This is a genomic window from Paenibacillus sp. FW507-14B1B (assembly GCF_058781425.1).
Window position 1 is genome coordinate 53,015 of sequence record NZ_JBYSWS010000004.1, and the last position, 20,173, is coordinate 73,187.

The 20,173-nt window shown below is 43.7% G+C and carries 18 protein-coding genes; 14 read left to right on the forward strand and 4 right to left on the reverse strand.

Annotated features, from left to right (window positions below; all coding sequences use genetic code 11):
- Window positions 1–104 precede the first annotated feature (104 nt).
- The 6 genes from AC3WJJ_RS19040 (at window position 105) to AC3WJJ_RS19065 (ending at window position 7,350) form a co-directional block, all read left to right on the forward strand.
- Window positions 105–1,709, forward strand: a complete 1,605-nt coding sequence (locus tag AC3WJJ_RS19040; RefSeq protein WP_492543180.1) for a peptidoglycan DD-metalloendopeptidase family protein — start codon at window positions 105–107, stop codon at window positions 1,707–1,709.
- A 212-nt stretch (window positions 1,710–1,921) separates the two neighbouring features.
- A complete protein-coding gene (gene yycF / locus AC3WJJ_RS19045; protein ID WP_422658942.1) occupies window positions 1,922–2,653 on the forward strand; it encodes a response regulator YycF in 732 nt (243 codons plus the stop codon).
- A complete protein-coding gene (gene walK / locus AC3WJJ_RS19050; RefSeq protein WP_492543182.1) occupies window positions 2,653–4,482 on the forward strand; it encodes a cell wall metabolism sensor histidine kinase WalK in 1,830 nt (609 codons plus the stop codon). The genes yycF and walK overlap by 1 nt, the downstream gene beginning before the upstream one ends.
- Window positions 4,479–5,759 (forward strand): YycH family regulatory protein, encoded by a 1,281-nt coding sequence (locus tag AC3WJJ_RS19055; RefSeq protein ID WP_492543184.1) that lies wholly within the window; start codon window positions 4,479–4,481, stop codon window positions 5,757–5,759. The genes walK and AC3WJJ_RS19055 overlap by 4 nt, the downstream gene beginning before the upstream one ends.
- A 30-nt stretch (window positions 5,760–5,789) precedes the next feature.
- On the forward strand, window positions 5,790–6,539 hold the full coding sequence (yycI, locus tag AC3WJJ_RS19060; protein WP_492543186.1) for a two-component system regulatory protein YycI: 750 nt from the start codon (window positions 5,790–5,792) through the stop codon (window positions 6,537–6,539).
- 7 nt (window positions 6,540–6,546) lie between these two features.
- Window positions 6,547–7,350, forward strand: coding sequence for an MBL fold metallo-hydrolase (locus tag AC3WJJ_RS19065; RefSeq protein ID WP_492543188.1), 804 nt, complete (start codon window positions 6,547–6,549; stop codon window positions 7,348–7,350).
- A gap of 10 nt (window positions 7,351–7,360) precedes the next feature.
- Here AC3WJJ_RS19065 and AC3WJJ_RS19070 read toward each other — a convergent pair whose 3' ends face one another.
- Window positions 7,361–7,573, reverse strand: coding sequence for a hypothetical protein (locus tag AC3WJJ_RS19070; protein ID WP_422658937.1), 213 nt, complete (start codon window positions 7,571–7,573; stop codon window positions 7,361–7,363).
- A 596-nt stretch (window positions 7,574–8,169) separates the two neighbouring features.
- Between AC3WJJ_RS19070 and AC3WJJ_RS19075 the strand changes: the two genes are divergently transcribed.
- Both AC3WJJ_RS19075 and AC3WJJ_RS19080 read left to right on the forward strand, forming a co-directional pair.
- On the forward strand, window positions 8,170–9,543 hold the full coding sequence (locus AC3WJJ_RS19075) for a S1C family serine protease (RefSeq protein WP_492543190.1): 1,374 nt from the start codon (window positions 8,170–8,172) through the stop codon (window positions 9,541–9,543).
- A gap of 170 nt (window positions 9,544–9,713) precedes the next feature.
- On the forward strand, window positions 9,714–9,881 hold the full coding sequence (locus tag AC3WJJ_RS19080) for a CxxH/CxxC protein (protein ID WP_422658935.1): 168 nt from the start codon (window positions 9,714–9,716) through the stop codon (window positions 9,879–9,881).
- A 50-nt stretch (window positions 9,882–9,931) separates the two neighbouring features.
- On the opposite strand, the gene AC3WJJ_RS19085 is transcribed toward AC3WJJ_RS19080, so the two are convergent.
- Window positions 9,932–10,972 (reverse strand): Gfo/Idh/MocA family protein, encoded by a 1,041-nt coding sequence (locus AC3WJJ_RS19085; RefSeq protein WP_492543191.1) that lies wholly within the window; start codon window positions 10,970–10,972, stop codon window positions 9,932–9,934.
- A 225-nt stretch (window positions 10,973–11,197) separates the two neighbouring features.
- Between AC3WJJ_RS19085 and rlmH the strand changes: the two genes are divergently transcribed.
- Both rlmH and AC3WJJ_RS19095 read left to right on the forward strand, forming a co-directional pair.
- A complete protein-coding gene (gene rlmH, locus AC3WJJ_RS19090) occupies window positions 11,198–11,677 on the forward strand; it encodes a 23S rRNA (pseudouridine(1915)-N(3))-methyltransferase RlmH (protein WP_422658933.1) in 480 nt (159 codons plus the stop codon).
- 674 nt (window positions 11,678–12,351) lie between these two features.
- Window positions 12,352–13,206, forward strand: a complete 855-nt coding sequence (locus tag AC3WJJ_RS19095; RefSeq protein WP_492543193.1) for a hypothetical protein — start codon at window positions 12,352–12,354, stop codon at window positions 13,204–13,206.
- Window positions 13,207–13,572: 366 nt separating this feature from the next.
- On the opposite strand, the gene AC3WJJ_RS19100 is transcribed toward AC3WJJ_RS19095, so the two are convergent.
- Together AC3WJJ_RS19100 and AC3WJJ_RS19105 are read right to left on the reverse strand one after the other, a co-directional pair.
- Complete coding sequence (locus AC3WJJ_RS19100; protein WP_492543195.1) at window positions 13,573–14,190, reverse strand: NAD(P)-dependent oxidoreductase; 618 nt, start codon at window positions 14,188–14,190, stop codon at window positions 13,573–13,575.
- Window positions 14,191–14,223: 33 nt separating this feature from the next.
- Window positions 14,224–14,781 (reverse strand): sugar O-acetyltransferase, encoded by a 558-nt coding sequence (locus AC3WJJ_RS19105; protein ID WP_492543197.1) that lies wholly within the window; start codon window positions 14,779–14,781, stop codon window positions 14,224–14,226.
- Between the two features lie 285 nt (window positions 14,782–15,066).
- On the opposite strand from AC3WJJ_RS19105, the gene AC3WJJ_RS19110 reads away from it, so the two are divergent.
- The 4 genes from AC3WJJ_RS19110 to AC3WJJ_RS19125 all read left to right on the forward strand — a co-directional run bounded on the left by AC3WJJ_RS19110 (window position 15,067) and on the right by AC3WJJ_RS19125 (window position 19,965).
- Window positions 15,067–16,503 carry an AcpB/EbpR/MafR family transcriptional regulator gene (locus AC3WJJ_RS19110; protein ID WP_492543199.1) on the forward strand — a complete coding sequence of 479 codons (1,437 nt, stop codon included), beginning with the start codon at window positions 15,067–15,069 and terminating at the stop codon, window positions 16,501–16,503.
- A 210-nt stretch (window positions 16,504–16,713) separates the two neighbouring features.
- Entirely contained in the window at window positions 16,714–17,430 is a 717-nt protein-coding gene (gene deoD, locus AC3WJJ_RS19115; RefSeq protein WP_492543201.1) for a purine-nucleoside phosphorylase, read from the forward strand.
- Window positions 17,431–17,464: 34 nt separating this feature from the next.
- Window positions 17,465–18,760 carry a purine/pyrimidine permease gene (locus tag AC3WJJ_RS19120; protein WP_492543203.1) on the forward strand — a complete coding sequence of 432 codons (1,296 nt, stop codon included), beginning with the start codon at window positions 17,465–17,467 and terminating at the stop codon, window positions 18,758–18,760.
- A 23-nt stretch (window positions 18,761–18,783) separates the two neighbouring features.
- Window positions 18,784–19,965 carry a NupC/NupG family nucleoside CNT transporter gene (locus AC3WJJ_RS19125; RefSeq protein ID WP_492543205.1) on the forward strand — a complete coding sequence of 394 codons (1,182 nt, stop codon included), beginning with the start codon at window positions 18,784–18,786 and terminating at the stop codon, window positions 19,963–19,965.
- The last annotated feature ends 208 nt before the right edge of the window (window positions 19,966–20,173 follow it).

Genomic DNA, 20,173 nt, shown 5'->3' on the forward strand with positions numbered 1-20,173 from the left:
ATAAACAAACCTATAAGATATGGCACCATATATAATCGCTCGACAAGAACCCACATGAAGCACGAATAGTACATAGGGATATAGGGCTGAAAAAGGAGAGACACATGAAAGGTTTTAAAGATACGAGGTGGTTTGACAGCATCAAGCGCACGCTTAAAGCTGATCGTTCCACCAAAGATGATGAAAACTCTAAGCATGAATCCGATAATCAGACAGATACGGCACCAAAAAGTTGGATATCGTCCTACAAGTGGATCTTAATCCCGGCAGGAACGCTGCTTATTGCAGGGTCCGTTTTTTTCGCGGGACGTGAGTATGTGAATGCAAATACAGTACCGTTTTACCACGTATATGTGAACGGTGAGAATATAGGTACAATCCAGGATGATGAACAGCTGGACAAGCTGTTTGAAGAGAAACAGAAATTCTATCAAGAGAAATACCCAGACGCGAACATGGTTCTAAATACCGAAGGTGTCACAACGAAAGTGGACCGGGAGTTTAAACCAGAGGTAAAGAGCGAAGAAACGTTGACCAAGCTGGATGGCATGTTGAAAGCCTATGCTCGCGGAGTGGAATTGAAGGTTAACGGTGAGACTGTTGCGATCGTGAAGGATCAGCAGACAGCACAAGCTGCTATTGAGGCAGCGAAGTCCAAGTACGCGCCAGGAGCTGTAAAAACCAAGTCCAAAGTTGCAACCGTTGCATATAAGGCGAACACGGCTTCTTCTGCTAAGAGTGGCGATAAGGCTAATAATATCAAATCAGTTCAGGTGAAAGAGGATCTGTCCTTCTCTCATACAAAGGCTGATCCCAATAAAGTACTGGATGTAAAAGAAGCCGTAAACGCACTTACAGCAATGAAGGAAGAGCCTATTGTTTACAAGGTTAAAGAAGGTGACACGATCTCCTCCATCGCGAAAGCCCATGGTATGAAACGTGCTGAGGTGGTTGCCCTTAATCCGGGACTTCAAGAGAAGTATCTCCAGATTGGTGCAGAGCTTGAGCTAAGTAGACCAGTCGCTCCGTTGACGGTTCGCACAGTGGAGACAGTAACGGAGAAGATGGCAAGCAAACCTGAAACAATCGTTCGCACCAGTGCAGAGTTGCCGAAAGGTAAACGTAAGGTTGTACGCCCAGGGCGTGATGGAGTGAAGACAGTTAGTTACACCGTAACTAAAGAGAATGGTAAGGTTGTCTCCAAGCAGTGGACTGGTCAGCAAGTAGTTAAGGAATCACTGCCTGAGGTTGTGTATAAGGGAACGAAGGTAGAAGAGAAGAAAAAGACGGTGACAACGACCAAGACGGTAGCTAAGTCACCTTCAGTTACTAAACCATCGACTTCGAGTAGGATGTTCGCATGGCCGGTAAGCGGGCCACGTATTACGAGTTCCTATGGTCAGCGCTGGGGCCGGACGCATGAAGGTACAGACATGGTAGGTGGACGTACAATCATGGCTTCAGCCGGAGGTAAGGTCGTGTTCGCTGGACGCCAAGGTAGCTATGGCAATGCAGTAATCGTAGATCACGGGAATGGCTACCAGACACTATATGGACATATGAGCAGTATTGCTGTTCGCAGCGGACAATCCGTGGCACAGGGAAGCAAGCTTGGAATTATGGGTAGTACAGGCCGTTCTACAGGTATTCATCTCCATTTCGAAATTCGTAAAAATGGAGTGCAATTAAACCCAATGAAATATTTATAATCCTGTGTTATACTGGGTTTACTAGTGACGACATAAGCCATTATTGGTTCATATATCATAACTTAGTTAACATGGCCGCTCCTATTATGGGGGCGGCCATGTTATTGTTGTGGAAAGGGCTCTTTTACGACGGTAGGCGGATGTTTGGGATCGTCAGGTATGATAAAATAGAGCGAAGACCGTTCAAGTGAAAGTATGAGGTGAATAGCTATATGCAGGGTACCATTCTGGTGGTGGATGACGAACAGCCCATCGCCGATATATTGAAATTTAATCTCGAAAAAGAGGGCTATGAGGTAATTTGCGCATTTGACGGGATCAGTGCAGTAGAGCTTGCGCTATCAAAACGTCCTGATCTGATGCTGCTCGATTTGATGTTGCCGGGAAAAGACGGAATGGATGTATGTCGCGAGGTGCGGGCTGCTAACTTGCATATTCCAATCATCATGCTGACTGCTAAGGACGGAGAGATTGATAAAGTACTTGGTCTTGAGCTCGGTGCCGATGATTATGTGACCAAGCCTTTCAGTACGCGAGAGCTGCTGGCACGAGTGAAAGCTCAGATGCGACGTCAGCATAAAGCAGATAGTCCGGCGGATAACAACGGCTCCTCCGAAGCTAACAAGCAAGGACTGCGTCTGTTTGAACTATTTATTGATACAGATATGTATATGGTATATAAAGGCGGGGAAGCGCTCGATCTGACGCACCGTGAGTATGAGCTTGTCTATTATTTAGCCAAGAATGCCGGAAAAGTGATGACGCGTGAGCATCTATTGCAGGCAGTTTGGGGTTTTGAATATTTTGGTGATGTACGTACGGTCGATGTAACCATTCGCCGACTGCGTGAGAAGATTGAGGAGAATCCGAGTAAGCCGGAGTATATTTTGACGCGGCGGGGGCTTGGCTATTTGATGCGCAGTTCCAAAAATGGAGGACTGTAATGAAGTGGCTCTCCTTCTTTCGCACGATTCAGGCGAAGGTCATCATTATATATGTGCTACTGATCTTGATTGCGATGCAGCTGATCGGTGTTTATTTTGTGAGTGCTATGAAAAACTCCTTAACGAGCAACTTTACGACCGATCTGCAGGAGCGGGCAGAGCTGATGTCTGTACTTGCAGCGAAGACGCTCGCGGGTGGCAGTGAATCCGATGAAGATCCGGAAGAAAGCTTGCAAGTGATGGTCAGTAATCTGTTCAATATGGATGGTGCAGAGATTCAGGTGCTCGATGCAACCGGAAAAGTGCTCACCACATCACTGCTGTCGCATGCAGACTATGTAGGGAATAAGAATACGCAGACGGTAGTTAGCCGCGCGCTACAGGGCATTGTAGATAATGAGGAATATATTATCGATGATGATGGCACCCGTAAGAAAGTAGTGGCCAAGCCCGTTATTCATAATGGAAAAATCGTTGGTGCGATCTATATCGTAGCCAGTATGAGTGAGCTGTATGGGACGATGCAGCGGATTAATAATATTTTTATATCCGGTATCCTGTTAGCGCTTGGTCTAACGGCGGTGCTTGGGGTTATTCTATCCCACACGATTACCCATCCGATTAAGGAATTGACTCGTCATGCCCGAGCGGTGGCCGAGGGCCGCTTCACCGAGAAGACACCTGTATTCGGTAGCGATGAAATTGGCCAGCTCAGTCAGGCTTTTAATTATATGACGAGCCGGTTACGGGAAGCTCTGTCCCAGAACGAGGAGGAGAAGGAGAAACTTGCTTCTATTCTCACGAACATGAGTGATGGTGTGATTGCGACCGATGAGGGGGGACGTGTTATCCTCATGAACCGTCGTGCTGGGCAGATGCTCGGTGTGGAGGGTGAAGAGCTGGCTGGTCGTGAAATTGGCTCACTGCTAGGTCTTCCAGAACCTGAAGCAGAGTCGTTAGCCCGAGGGGGTAGTGATTCGAAACTGCTGGAGATCACGCCGAGTGAGGGTGGGGAACCGTTTATGATGCGGGTAACCTTCACGCCAATTCATCGGCGGGAGATTGGCATTACCGGTACGATTGCTGTATTACAAGATGTTACGGAGCAAGAGAAGCTGGAAGCTTCACGCCGTGAATTTGTAGCGAATGTATCGCATGAGCTGCGCACACCTCTGACCACGATCAAGAGTTATACGGAGGCGCTGGAGGATGGGGCGCTGGAAGACAAGCAGATGGCACCGCGCTTTGTGGGTGTTATTCAGAATGAGACAGGCCGGATGATTCGGTTGGTCACCGATCTACTGCATCTATCACGACTGGATTCCAAAGAAAGTGCGCTGCGCAAACAGCGAGTGGATATTGTGGAAATGCTGGAGGATGTGGAGGACCGGTTCTCTTTTCAAATGCAGCAAAAAAATGTACGGACGATCATCGATGCGAAACCGGGTGTATCAACCGCGATGCTTGATCGTGATGGGATTGATCAGGTGCTCGATAATCTGATCTCCAACGCTCTTAAATATACGCCTGATGGAGGCACGATTACGATGGAGGCAAGTGTGACAGAGGATGGTAGCATGTTATCTCTGTCCGTGGCGGATACTGGAATCGGCATTCCGAAGAAGGATTTAGACCGGATATTTGAACGCTTCTATAGGGTAGATAAGGCCCGAACTCGGAATATGGGTGGAACCGGACTTGGGTTGTCCATTGCCCGGGAAATTGTAAGAGTACATGGCGGGAGTATATCTCTCCAGTCTGAGCTTGAAAAAGGCACGAAGGTTACCTTCACGCTGCCTCTGAATGATGAAGGGAGGGAGACGATGTGAAGGAACGATTGAAGACCGCAGCACTGCTCGTGTTAGTGCTTGGCAGTCTGGTACAGAGCTATTTTCTCATTTATCGTCTCCCTGGCAGTGATTCGGTGGTGCAAGCTGAGAATTCGTACATCAAGACAGAGGCTATGGGGCCAGATGAGAAAGCTGAAAACTTAATCTATCCGAAGAAAATCATCATACACTTGGGCGGCGATAAGCACACGGTGTTCTATCCCGAGCAAATGTTCTACGACCTTGTCTATAACCGGCTTAAAGGACGGGAGTTTGATAGCTTCCAGCGGCGTACCGTAAACAACATGGACTGGACCAAGCTGCGTGCAAGTAGTAAAGGGATTGAGCTGAGTTTTGGCTCCGGTATGCCTGTGACTCTGCTTCAGAAGGTGATGCAGATCAAGCCGGATTCCTTGTTTGAAGGGGAAAGCATCGATAAAATGTGGCTCTATAGTATAGATGGGGAACCCAAAGTGCATGCGTTATTCTTTAGTACTGAAGGGGATGTCGTCTATGAAGCTGCTCAGGTAGACTTGACGGTGCAAGATGTTCATCAACTGGTTGATTTCGGGCGGGACTGGGTTCCATATACGATGGAGGATGACGCTTCCTTCTATTTACCGGAGGAGCAGCTGAGCATGGTGAGTCTGGAGCTGCCAATTGGTATGTACACGGTGGAACAAATGCAGAGAAGCTTATTCTTTGATCCGAGTATTACCCGAAATATTAGGGAGCGAGATGGGTCGGAGATTTACACAGATAGTAAACGTAGTCTGCAGGTGGATGAAAAACAGAACTGGATCAACTATACAGACCCAGCGGCACCGCCATCTGGCGATAGCAGCCCTGGCAAAGACGTTCTGTCAGCCATTGATTTCGTGAACCAGCATGGGGGTTGGAACGGTGGCTACCGTATGAGCCAGTCGAAGGACATTGAAGATCGAACCATGGTGGAGTTTCAGCAGTATCACCGCGGATATCCGATTCTTAACACGCCAGATTTTAATTATGGCACGATGAAGCTAGAGCTGCAGAATGGGACAGTAACCTCTTATGAGCGGTCTCTCCTGTATGTAGAGACAGAAGAACAGAAGAAGAAAATTGTGAAGCTACCAGCAGGAGATAAACTGCGTGAGAAGATTGATATCATGTCCAAGAAGATGAAAATCATAGATTTAGAGCCGGTATACTTACCATTAATCACAGAGACGGGTTTATGGCTGAGACCAGCATGGGCTGTTCAGCTTCCAAATGGCAGTATGAAGGTAATCGAGTAAAGCACAATTAGAGATAAGGGAGGGAAGTTTATGGATTGGGGTCGGGCTAAAAATGTATTGATCTATGCATTCCTCCTGCTGAATCTAGTACTGGGCTATCAGTTGTGGATGGATTACCGGGAGCAGGCAGGCTCCAATCTTGATTTCACTTCCCTATCTGAGAATACGCAGCGAGTTATGGAAGAGAATCGGATTCAGGTATTGAGTCCGATCCCCTCTGAGACGCCGCAGCTACCGAAGATTGCTTATAAATACAGTGTTCCAGGTCAAGGCAAGCCGGTAGAGCTAGAAGAGCCAGTAGAAACAAAACTCATCTATTCGGATCAGAAGGAACTTGTAGATGCGCTGGAAACACAAATACCTGATATAACGGAGTATCGCCATGATCAATATGCTGATAAAGAGAATGCTTTTGTGTTTCGGCCGCTGGTGAATGGTGAATGGCCACTTTTTAATGTGGAATTGGAGCTATTTCATGAGAGTCAGAAGATAGAATCGTTTCGCAAGCCTGTGCTAGAGATTCTATCTACGAACGATATGGAACAACAGAAGGTACTATCTGCCTCGAAGGCACTAGGTACGCTAATTGAGCGAAATTTCATTCCACCAAGGTCATCCGTCAAGGAGATACAGCTTGGTTATTACGGACAGATGTTTAATACCGATGTGGAGCTTGCCGCACCGGCATGGCGATTTACACTGGATAATGGAGAAATGATCTACGTCCAAGGGATTAGTGGAGATGTATTCACACCTAAGGCGGAGAAAGTAAAGGAGTAACAAAGTTATGGGGATATCATTTTCCGTGCTGTCGAGCGGCTCAACGGGCAATGCAACGGTTGTTCGAAATGAGGACACGACACTTCTAATCGATGCCGGGCTTAGTGCACGGCGGATTGACGAACTTCTGAAGGAACGTGACATGTCCGGCGAAGAGATTGATGGGATATTGGTTACACATGAGCATTCCGACCATATTAAAGGACTGGGCGCAGTTGCGCGTAAATATAATCTTCCGATCTATGCGAACGAGAAGACTTGGGAGGCCATCAATCGGTCAGTCGGCAAGATTGCGGAAGAGAACCGGGTTGTACTGGACAGTCATGAGGTGAAGGATTTTGGAACCCTTCGCGTGGAACCTTTTGAAATCTCACACGATGCTGCGGCACCAGTGGGTTATTGTTTCTATGATGGAGATGAGAAGCTAGGTGTAGCTACAGACCTCGGATATGTAAGTGACAAAGTGAAAAAAGCGATTGAAGGCTGTGATGTACTGGTTCTTGAAGCGAATCATGACATTGAAATGCTCCGTATGGGACGATATCCATGGAACACCAAGCGCCGTATTCTCGGCGATATGGGTCACTTATCGAATGTATCGGCAGGGGATGCACTTAGTGAGCTGCTCACTGGAGATACGAAGCGGGCTTATCTGGCTCACCTTAGCCTGGACCACAACATGATGGATCTTGCCAAAATGACGGTTCGAGATACGATGGAGGATAACGGTTGCTTCTTCAAGGACAGTGAATTTAAGTTATGTGATACGTACTATAATAAATCCACCCCGTGGGATAAATTAAAGGAATAGTTATTACCTATTAAGCATTAGGATAAGAAGGGTGAGACATAAACTGATCAAGTTCCTCAGCTTTGCGCGCGATCTCTTCACGAGTTAGCAGTCCTTTATCGATTAACAGCTCGATGATGGTGCTAATAGCAAGGGTGCTCTGATAGTGCTCATCCTTTAAATCCCCCAGCTTTGCCGCGATATGTACGAAATCCATAGCTGATCCTGCACTATAACGTTCCATAATGAAATTCCTCCTTATATGATTGATGTAGAGCATCATTTTCCAAAGAATAACGTTCCAAAATGAGCTAGAAAAACTGACTTGAACCTATGCCGTTATGGTACAATGAACGAAGAATACAGGCTTGAAATCTATGAATCTGGCAATCTCTGATTCGTCTTTCATAGAGGCTTGTTTCTATTGTAGTCCCCACTTTGGAAAAACATTCCCGTTTTTCACAAAAAGATTGTTTTTTTCATGGATATTCATCAAAAAGGGCGCTTATGATGGGCCACATGGTGGTATAAAGAGATAGGAACATATTTACAAAATTATCCCGGTACATACCAGTCCTGATTGAATTTGCAATTGCTCGTAAAAAGGGGTGTCGAGCTACACAACTTTGACCGATAAGTATGTATAATCGCCCACGAGGTGCAACTTTTTGACTCACATAAGTGTTTATTACTATATAGAATGTGCTGAAGACGGACACTCGGTTATTGCCTTGGGCCGGTGCAGGAACCTGATGGGCGGGAGAATGGGTTCCGAAGACGAGAGTTGTTATAGCGCAGGATGCATCTTGTCGTGTAACGACGAAGGGGAGAGGGATCGCGATGGGATTGTTTGATGATGATTTTTATTCGACAAAAGTATCCAGACGTAGTAAAAAAATCAGCGAGGAGCGCCCGGAACGGGTCAAATGGCGCGCAAGTCGCAGACGTAGAAGCTTATCTACACTCCAGATCTCAGCCATCAGCTCGGTATGCAGCGCGCTCATTGCCGTTTTTTTGTTCAGCCTGTTAACCGGGCATCCATCTACCTCCTCCAGAATCGCCATAACGAACGGTCATCCCGTATCCCAGAGTGATGGTGATCCGTATGAACGCTTGGTGAATGCAGCAGCGAAGGTTCGCCCCGCAGTCGTCAGCATCGTTACGCATAAGGATCCAGAGCCGGTCATTCCGGAAGAACAGGATGGCAAGGAGTTGGAAGAAGGCGCTGAGCCAGAATCAGGTGACTTGGAAGAGTTACCGGAAGACTTCGATCTGGGGGAAGATTTCGATTTCGGTGAGGATTTTGACTTTGGTGATGATTTCGCAGCAGAGGATTCGGCTTTAGGATCCGGGGTTATTTTCAAAAAAATCGAAGGTAAGGCTTATGTTATTACGAACAATCACGTTATTGATGGCGCGGATTCACTTGAAGTTGTGACGATCAACGGAGAGACCAAAAAAGCAACTTTGGTTGGTACAGACCGTGTGAGTGATATTGCCGTGTTAGCTATCGATAGCAAGGGCATTGGCGATGTTGCTGAATTCGGAGATTCATCCAAGCTTCGCCTTGGCGAGACGGTATTCGCCATTGGGAACCCACTTGGACTCGGTGATACGCTGACTTCAGGAATTATCAGTTATACCAAACGGATTATCCCGGTATCGCTGAACCAAGATGGTGTATTCGATTGGGAGACTGAGGTGATCCAGACGGATGCAGCGATTAACGAAGGGAACAGCGGCGGTGCGCTTGTGGATCTGAACGGTAAAGTGATTGGGATCAACACGATGAAGATCGCGGATACGGGAGTAGAAGGCTTAGGATTCGCCATTCCAACGAACGATGTGACTGAAATTGTGAAGGAATTGATCCTGAAAGGCAAGATTGCCCGTCCATATCTGGGTGTATACACTGTAGACCTTAGTAACCCTTATGCTCCCATGAGCAAACAGGAGATTAAGGACCTGAAGCTGCCTAAGACGGTGACAGAAGGTGTAGTCGTGCTTGATGCATTAGGACCGGCAAAGGATGCAGGACTGAAGCTGAACGATGTGATTACGAAGTTTAACGGTAAGCCGATTCATACGACACTGGATCTGCGCAAGTTCCTGTACCGTGAGACGAAGATCGGCGACAAGCTGGATGTGACTTTTTACCGTGGCGGCAAGGAACAGAGCTTGAAAGTATTACTGGAAGAGAAACCAGAGGAATAACGTGGGAGGGCGTGATTATTCGCGCCCTTTTTCTGCAGGAATCCTGCGGATTCCCGGCTGTTTCGACAAAAGCATTTCTTTTTCTCAGATAGTGTGGTAGAACAGAAGAGTGGCAATACTTTTAAATATCAGGCACAACAGGATGCGAAAGACAGAAAGGATGCTTATAAATGTACGTCGTATGCAAGGAACATGTGGAGCTAGCGATCGAGAATTTCGTGGATGAGTACGAGGAAGCCCCGGACGTTGTCGATTTGAAGGAGACGGAGTTCTCAGACTGGGACCCACCGGTGAAGTGCGCGGAGTGCGAGAAGCATGCGGAGTTTTTGGTTGTTTAGAAGGTTAGGGATACAAGCATAGATGGATATGAATGAAAAAGCGTGAGCATTCACGCTTTTTTTGTTGTATAAATATTGCCTATTATTTTCTCGATAGCGAGTTGGTTCGCATGTCCATCTACAATTGTCGGTAAATCTTTATCTTTTTTATTATTAGCAATGTAGTCATATACCTTATCTAAAAAGGTGTAAAATGCGGGATAATAAGCCTGAGCTTCAACTGACAGGGTGGATGGTGCTGTAATAGGAATAGGACTAGGTATTTCTTGGAGAGGTTCATTTGCTCTGCCATACCACAATGTTTTATCGTTAATAATTTGAAGTGTACCACTGCTACCAAACATCTTCAGATTAGAGCCGAATGCATGATTAATTCCCGATAAGAATTGAATGGAGAAAGTAGATCCACTCCTCATAGTACCATGAATAAAAAATGCATCGTCTGCATCCCTCTGTTCGCCAGAACCTAGTGGGACATGGGTATGGGTTAAACCATGAATCTGTTCAATCTCATCATCTTCTAACCATCGTAAACAATCAATCATATGTGTGCCTAATGCACCTAACATACCTCCAAACTGATTTTTCTCTCCCATCCAACCCCGCACAGTAGATTGAAGTTTTTGGTATTCTGGACTAGAAATATGATATTCCAGATGAAGTAATGTACCAATGGCATGGTGTGATAAGAGTTCTTTAGCCTTTTGACGAATTGCGAGGTATCTCCATTCAAAATCAATAAAAATCTTAACTTCATTAGTATTAGATAGATTTAGCAAGTCATTAGATTCTTGGCTGTTCATTGTGAATGGTTTCTCACAAATAACATGGACTCCTTTATTCATGGCATGTCGAACCATACTATAGTGATACTTAGGTAAAGAGCTGATAATAATTAAGTCAAGTTTTTCATGGTCCAGCATCTGAATCCAATCCGTATAGTGAACAGGAAGTGTTTTTTCTCTTAACTCTTCAGTTAACTTGTGGCGGTTCATTGTACTTACAGCCACTAACTTCATGCTTGGGTGAGTTAGTATAATAGGTGCTTGTACCCGCAATCCAAACCCTCCGCCAATTATCCCAACTCTCATATGGATCACTCCCCCTACATAAATAATAAGCCTCTAGTACATCAGTATTGTAATGGTTATAAATGTTAAATGGCAAATATATTACTTTGAAGATTAGTCATGTGTAAAGGAAGTTGCTTATTACATTGGAGATCGTGTAAGTAAGAAGGTATTGAACTTTATACGCAATGACCATCATGTTAGAATGAACGACAGAATAGGACTAGAATAAGGAGCGGTTACGCTATGAATATACAAATCGTATGTGTTGGTAAGTTGAAAGAGAAATATCTGGTGCAGGGGATTGCAGAGTATAGCAAACGTCTAGCACCTTATGTGCGTCTGACTGTACACGAGGTGCCAGATGAGAAAGCGCCGGAGAACATGAGCGAAGCCGAAATGCGCCAGGTGCAGGAGAAAGAGGGAGCGGGGATCTTGAGTCACATTAAGCAGGATGCCCACGTCGTTGCCCTGGCCATCGGAGGTCAGTTGTGGTCCAGCGAAGAGCTTGCTGCCCATATCGACAAGCTTGGCACCTACGGGACAAGCACCGTCGCCTTTGTGATCGGCGGCTCGAATGGATTGTCGGCGGAAGTACTGAAGCGTGCCCAGACGAAGCTGAGCTTCGGGCGGATGACCTTGCCGCATCAGCTGATGCGGCTGGTGCTGGTGGAGCAGGTGTACCGGGCGGTGAAGATTAATCGGGGGGAGCCTTATCACAAGTGACGGCAAGTATTTTGGAAAAATGGAGCAGACTCGATGCAGGGCAAGCTTTTCGCAGACGCATCAAAGTGAATCCCTTCCGATTTTGCCTTGCGGGTAGCTTGTTGGAAAGGTGAGGCAAGCTCCCTTTCTTCCCCATGCTGGTACGACCATGACCCAGACATTTGAGTCTTCGTCCTTGATCGCTTCCTGGTTCTTCGAAGTTTTCTCTTAGTTTGTGAGCCTATTTTTCGTATATTATATTTCTAGCACTCATTAAAACAGAGTGCTAACAAGAAAAAGAGAGATTTCAGGCAATCAGTGTCGGTATTTGGGGGAATTTGGACAAGAAAAGGCTAAAATCGCTTTATAGCGACTTTAGCCTTTTTGACTTTAGGTATAGCAGATTATACAATGATAATGGGACAGAAGTCTTTCAGTGTCCGTTCGGTAAGTCTCTCAATGTGGGGACATTGAGATTACGTACTTAATACAACTACCCGTTTCCATTCACGATGATTTTATACTAACAGACTTCAGTCATACTAGGCAAGGATATCATGAAATGTTCATTTTATGTTCGCCTTTCGTTCGGAAATAAGAAACGGATTTTGTAAGATCGGCAAAAAGCTAGGGGGGTACATAGTGGATTTCTTCCTGTCCCAAAATATAAAAACAGGAAGGAAAGATGGAGATATATGCCTATCTATGAAGCGATTTATAAAACCGAGGAAAATGAAGAAATGGTTACAGTTTTTAATATTGAACAATATGAAGATTTCACTGATGTCAAAAATAATTTGTACTGCACTTATCCAGGTTGCGAAGCCAGATTATCATACGTTCCTAAAGGGAAGGTAAGAGCTCACTTTAAAACCTGGCAAAAAGAAGACCACATACAGGATTGTGTCGATTACTTTGAAAGAGAAGCCACAGCCAATAAACAAAAATCCATGGCAACATCGACTATGGAATTAAGTGATAAGCATGTGAAAAATGTACTCGACAATTTGAGGAAAAAAAGAAAAGAGGAAGCAGCCGGAACTGAGAAACCTATATCTGGAAACAAAAAAAAGAAACCCAGACGGACAGTTGATCCAGACTCTGGTGAGAACACCTCTATAAATATTGTTCCCACGACTGGTCCAAATGCTGATCTAGCAAGTGGAGAGGATAATGTCAGAGAGCCATCTGTCAGGAATAGGTCGCTTATCAATTTAACCGTTGATGATTTGAATTGGACTAGAAGTATTGAAAGTTACATTCAAAATGTTGAAGTGGGCGAGAAAAGAGCAGTTCTTCAACTGCAAGACGGTAAGTATTCCTTTGCAGTGTATTTTGAAGAATATTTCTTTGATAATGCCCCTGTTAACTTTGTTCGTTATTTTCAAGGTTTAAAAGATTTGGTTAGAGAACAAAAAGGGTATTTGTTCTCTGGTGTTGGTCTAATTGAACAACGAAATGAACAATTTTGTATGTTGGTCAATCGTGGGAATGACTTCCGTATCAATGATCAGTATATTGCACTCTTCCTTGCTAATCCTTCAGCCTAAATTAGTAAAGTGAAAACATTTGAGCCGTCCATTGCTTGGGCGGCTTTTGACTTGCCGTTATAGTAAGAGCGGAGAGCCATACCATAAGTAGGACCGATTTTTAAATGAGACAGAGTCAATAGGAAAGATTAGATTTTAGATCTATCAGGAGGAATATGTATTTGGAATTTGGAAGTGGGAGGAAGTTAGCCTTTCTCTCCCTCCGAATAATATGACTCTATCTATTCACATATCTTGAAATCTCAATTATTTACGAACAGTTACAAATAAAAAATCCCCCGCACAATTAGAAAATAATTGTGGAGAGGATTATTCCGTTGATGGGTGTTTTTTTAGATATTCAAAAATATCAGTATCGTTTCTACTTCATTTAGCAATACCGATAGATGACTTTTCGTATTGTTCATCGCTTAATGCTTTCACAATAAAGTGTGCAACATCAGCGCGTGGAATCGTTCGTGACTTTTCTGGTACGCCTGCTTTTGACTGCCTGTACTTTCCTGTTAATGCATCATTGGTTAATCCCAGTGGTCTAACGATCGTGAAATTTAATTCATGTGCTTCAATATAATCAACCGCGTTGCGATGATCCATCAGAGCGTTTTTTAGCATTTTCATGACTACTTTTCCGCTGATGCCCGGGATTTCTTTGTTAATTCCAGCAGAAGCTGTATAGACAATTCGTCTCACATTATGTGCCTGCATTCCATCCACAATATTTTTCGTCATCTCTTCAAGCTCTGTTGATTTTTTCATCCCTTGACTTGAGCACAAACATGATACAACGGCATCATGCCCGGCAATTGCTGCAGCTACTTCTTCCTTAATGAAGGCATCTCCTCGGATAATATGTAACCGCTCATGAGCCAAGTCTAGCTTAGATGGAGTACGTACAAATGCAGTTACCTCGAATCCCTTTTCTAATGCTTGCTTTAAGACGTATTGGCCTACGCCACCCGTGGCACCAAATACAATGATTTTCATAGAACTCCTCCTTTCTTTGGTTTTAAGGCCCTATTATAAGGAGCGGATGACCTTACAAGGATTGCCGACAGCCAGACTATTCGGTGGAATATCCTTTGTAACGACACTGCCTGCTCCAATCACGCTGTTCGCACCGATGGTCACGCCTGGCAGCACAATTGCGCCAGCACAGATCCATACGTTGTCACCTATATTGACAGGGTGTGTGTATTCGAGTCCCGCCAATCTTTGTTCTACATCCATTGCATGTTCTTCTGTTATTAGGCAGACGTTCGGTGCAATAAATACGTTGTTACCAATTGTGATTTTGCCGCTATCCATGAGCTTGCAGTTAACATTGAGAAAAAAATTATCTCCCACTGTCGTGTTGTACCCATATGTGCAGAAAAGCGGCTGCTCTACTACGCAATTTTCTCCAGTCTTGCCCAGAATCCCACGAATGGCGATTTGTCTCGCATCGCGGTCCAGAGGGTGTATATTGTTATAATCGTATAGCTTTTTCACGGTTTCATCACGGTCTGCGACAAGCTCAGGGTCGCCGGGTTGGTACAGCATACCAGCAAGCGATTTTTCTTTTTCTGTCATATTCATAACAACGACTCCTTTATTCCTATTGGCAAAGCATTATAATATAAAGGATAGTACTATTCAACTTTTGAGTATGATTTTGCTCTCTATTTATTACCACATGATAAGGCTATCGGAATCATTCGAATCCGGTAGCCTGTTTGCATTAAAGTTTAATTTAGGATTTTCGTGGATAGACCCGTTAAGATGAGACTTATCATAAATCGTATACAAACCGATTAATAAGCCGATTCTTCTTCTGGAGGAATCGACTTTTCGTTAGAAATACAATCGAAATAGGGTGGGAAAATGGATAAGGGATTTACATTAGCTAGTCAACTGTTAACACTGCTGGATACGGAACAAAGATGGTTTACCTTAGCCGAGGTTGAGAAAAGTCTAGGGATCTCAGATAAAACAATCCGTAAGATGGTTGAGGAGATAAGTAAGCAGCTGCCACCAGATATCAGCATTGAGGTATCTAGAGGAAAGGGAGTATTTCTTCGACGTGATGGAAGAGGGCAGACCGTTAGTGAAGTGATTTCAGCGATGTTCAGACAAACTACCTTTTATCGGCTGATGAATCTGCTGTTTACCACGGACGGACGATTCTCTGTGGAGGAACTTGCTGGAGAAATGTTTATGAGCACCTCGTCCCTGAAGAAGCTGATTGTACAATTAAATAATAATGATCTGAAACCATATAAACTACGCATTACTTATTCCACCCCTAAGATCAAAGGGAATGAAATGAATATACGGTATTTCTATTGGAAGTTATATAGTGATGCCTTTGAGTTTACAGGATGGCCTTTTGTGAATATCGACTTCGATTATATTAATCAGTTGATCACAAACATAGAGAATGAGAAAAATATTGTTTATTTTATCAACGCCAAAAGAAAATTATCCTTTTTGCTGGCGATTGTTTTAGATCGAGTTGCGAGAGGCAAATGTGTAAAAGTCGACGAGAATAGATATCCATGGGAAAAAGGGATGTTTTATTTGCCGGTGAAAACTCTGGCGCAGAGTCTGGAAGAACAGCTCTCTATTGAGTTTCCCAACAGTGAAATATTCTTTATGCAATCGCGGGTGAGTCTCAGCCAATATCATTATTACGAAGGATCGGAAATGACACCAATGAAAGAAGTCGAATTACACAAGGATAAAGAAGAGTATGCAATGGGTAATCTGCTCTTCACCTTACTGGCCGAGGCATATCCGAACTTGGATAGGGGAGAACGATTTACACTCGAAGTATATGAGTTCTTTGACAAGCTCTTAATGGATAATGCCATTCCTGAATGGATGATGATATCAAAAAGCAATCTATCGACTTATGTCCAGCAAGAGTGCCAGCAGATTTATCAAGAATTGCAGGAGTGCATGAAAACGTGGAATGAAGCTTTCCCTTCGGTTCTATATAATGATTTTCATTTAACAAAACTAACCTTAATGGTTCGTTCAAGCCTGCGTTATAAAAGGAAAACGGCCTTCTTGGTGATCGGTGAAGAATTCTCCATTCGCCATTACATAGCAGACTTGATCAAGAAGGAAATCGGAGATCAGTTGATTATTGATACTTCGATCATGAAAGGACTAACCGATGAAATGGTGCAGCAGCATCATATCGATTTTATCATTAGTAATTTCCCGGTTGCCCTAAAGTCCGTACCCGTGGTTACGATCTCTACGATCCCATCTCAAAGAGATTTAGATAATATTCGTAATGAATTGCTCCAATAATTTGATCAATTATTTTCCGTACGCTACGTAAGATTTTGGTCTAGTTTGTAATGTTAAAAAATCTTATGCTCAAAGTAGCTTCTAAACGAATAAGGCGATCAACCAAAGGCAATTCGTTTAGAAACTATGAAAGCATCTATTTTCCCGCAGGGAAATGGAAGCGATTTCGAAAAGTCAAAAGTTTACTATCAGATTATTGGAGGAAACCATATGAGCAGACATTTAGGTGCAAAAAAAGGAGAGATAGCAGATCGTGTGTTGCTTCCTGGAGATCCTTTACGTGCAAAGTTTGTAGCAGATAATTTTTTAGAGGAAGCTTACTGTTATAACGAAGTAAGAGGCATGTACGGATATACCGGATTATATAAAGGTGTGCCGGTATCGGTACAAGGGACAGGGATGGGCAATCCATCCATGAGCATATATGCAACGGAACTGATCATCGATTATGACGTGAAGAAATTGATTCGCATTGGTACATGTGGTGCGATGCAAGAAGATGTTAAGATCCGCGATATTGTCTTAGCTCAGGCAGTGTCTTCAGATAGCAATCTGACTGAGAAGATCTTCTACGGTTGCAATTATGCACCTACTGCGGATTTTTCATTGTTAATGAAAGCATTTCAACAAGCACAGGCGAAGCAAGCGAAAGTCTTTGTTGGTAACATCTATAACTCGGATGAGTTCTATCGTGAAACCTTGGATCGACTTCACAAATTTATGGATTTTGGTGTATTAGCAGTAGAAATGGAAAGCACATCGCTCTACACTTTGGCCGCTAAATATGGTGTAAAAGCATTGTCCATTCTGACTGTAGGCAGCCAATTATTAACGCAGGAGCACTTAACTCATCAAGAAAGTGAACAGTCCTTTTATGAAATGGTAGAAATAGCTCTTAATACAGTCATTGATGATACGAGTTTGTAGAGCTAAAGGGTTAGGAAAAGAGAGTGAGTAAGAAATGAGAGTCATTCTGTCTGGATTGCAGTGGATGGTCTTTATGATCGCAGGCGCCATTGCTGCACCCATTGCTATCGCAGATTTATATAACTTAACCTCTATAGAGACGGCTGGGCTCATCCAGAGCACAATCATTACTTTGGGGATCGCGGGCTTTATACAAGGCCTGCTAGGTCATAAACTTCCTATTCATGAGGGTCCGGCAGGATTATGGTGGAGCATTTTCACCATATATGCGAGTTTAGTAGGGGTATTGTACTCTTCTAACATTGCTGCCCTGCAAGCTTTAGGTGGAGGAATGATCATTAGCGGTGTCTTATTTATTCTAATATCTTCCTTTAAGCTCATGGATAAAATAGCCCGGTTATTTACACCAACCATCACTTTTATATATTTACTGTTACTGATCTTTCAATTAAGTGGTTCTTTTATGAAAGGGATGATGGGGATTACATCTAGCCATACGATGGTAGATGTTAAAGTGTTCTTGCTTAGTGTGGTCGTGGTTTGCATTACCTTTTGGTTAGGGAACTGCCGCTTTTCCTTACTTCGCCAATTCTCAGTGATCATCAGTATAGGGTTAGGATGGCTATTATTCTTTATTTGCGGTAATACGCCGATTTTTTCACACACAGAAAACCTAGTTAGCCTACCGGAAATATTTCCATTTGGGTGGCCGCGATTCGACGGTGGGACCATTACAACGGCGTTGTTATTAACCCTGTTGTTAATAACCAATGCGATTGCATCCATCCGGTTGATGGAAACTGTAATAGGGCAAAAGCAGTCCACGGATCATCGCCGATATTGGCGCGCTGGAGTGGTATCGGGGATAACACATTTGATTGGCGGCTTTTTAGGGGCAGTTGGTTCGGTGCCTATTTCGGGAGCAGCGGGATATGTCGAACAGACAGGTATGAAAGAGCGCAGATCGTTTTTAGTAGGATGCAGTCTAGTGATCGTTATATCTTTGTTTCCGCCAATTATGAATATCATATCCGGCATTCCTGCTCCAATCGGCTATGCTGTTACATTCGTTATTTTTGTGAAGATGGTTGGAATATCCCTTAGGGAATTGAGAAAGGTCATTCATGAAGAGCGAACTTTTATCGTTAGTGGAGTTTCCTTGTTAGTGGGGGTGGGATTAATGTTTATCCCTTCATCAGCCACCATTCATTTATCTCCCATTGTAATCGCTATTTTAAATAATGGGTTAATATGCGGAAGTTTAATGGCCATTATTCTGGAACAAGGATTCATGTGGAGGGAAAGACAGCAGAGAAAACTAAAGCAATAATCGAAAATTATGGAGGGGTAAAAATGCATTATCTCATCTCAGTGGTTGGTCTAATTCTTGTTCTCATACTGGCATGGCTTGCAAGTAACGATAAGAAAAAGATTAAATACCGGCCAATCATTATCATGATTGTGATCCAGATTGTTTTAGGATTGCTTCTACTAAAGACGAGTATAGGAGAATTCCTAATTAAGGGCTTTGCCAATAGTTTTGCGAAATTACTTGGATATGCAAATGAAGGTATTGACTTTATTTTTGGTGGAATGGCAAATGAAGGGGCTCACACATTCTTCCTTTATGTATTAATGCCTATCGTATTTATGTCAGCGCTTATCGGAATTCTGCAATATTACAAAATATTGCCGTTCATTATCAAGTACATCGGGCTGGTTCTAAGTAAAGTAAATGGTATGGGCAAATTGGAATCCTATAATGCAGTTGCTGCTGCCATTGTTGGGCAAAATGAAGTGTTTATTTCGGTGAAAAATCAACTCGGATTATTGTCCAAACAACGTCTGTACACCTTATGTGCATCAGCAATGTCGACAGTGTCCATGTCGATCGTTGGTTCTTATATGACCATGCTAGAGCCTAGGTATGTTGTGGCTGCATTAATCCTAAACCTGTTTGGCGGCTTTATTATTGCATCTATCATTAACCCCTATGAGGTTAAACCTGAAGAGGATATTGTCGAAGTTCAGGAACAGGAAAAACAGACCTTTTTCGAAATGCTGGGCGAGTATATTCTGGATGGCTTTAAAGTAGCCGTCGTGGTTGGGGTCATGTTGGTTGGTTTCGTTGGGTTAATTGCACTCATTAACGGTGTATTCGCTGGAATATTCGGTATCTCGTTCCAAGAAGCATTAGGTTATGTCTTTGCACCGATCGCCTTTGTAATGGGTGTGCCATGGGCAGAGGCTGTTAGTGCAGGTAGTATTATGGCGACCAAACTGGTGGCGAATGAATTTGTGGCTATGCTTGACTTTGTAAAGATCATGGACGGCTTTAGTGATCGTACGACAGCTATCGTCTCTGTATTTCTAATCTCCTTTGCTAACTTCGGGTCTATTGGTACAATCGTGGGTGCCGTAAAAGGATTGAATGAAAAACAAGGAAACGTGGTTGCTCGGTTTGGACTAAAATTGCTCTATGGGGCTACACTTGTAAGCGTTTTATCAGCAGTCATTATCGGGATCGTATTCTAGTTGGTTGAAGCGTACTCTTGTTATAGGTGAGGTTCTGTGAGTATGGTAAATGGTAATTTTAATAGGGGTCAATGACCCCTATTTTTTGTGTTTATTTGAATTTATCTGCGTCTATTTCAAATTTCCAGGGCCCCTTGTCCGAAAAATAGTTTTATTTTCCAAAATTCAGGTGAAAAGTAGGTAGACTCAGGATAACCGATTACTATAA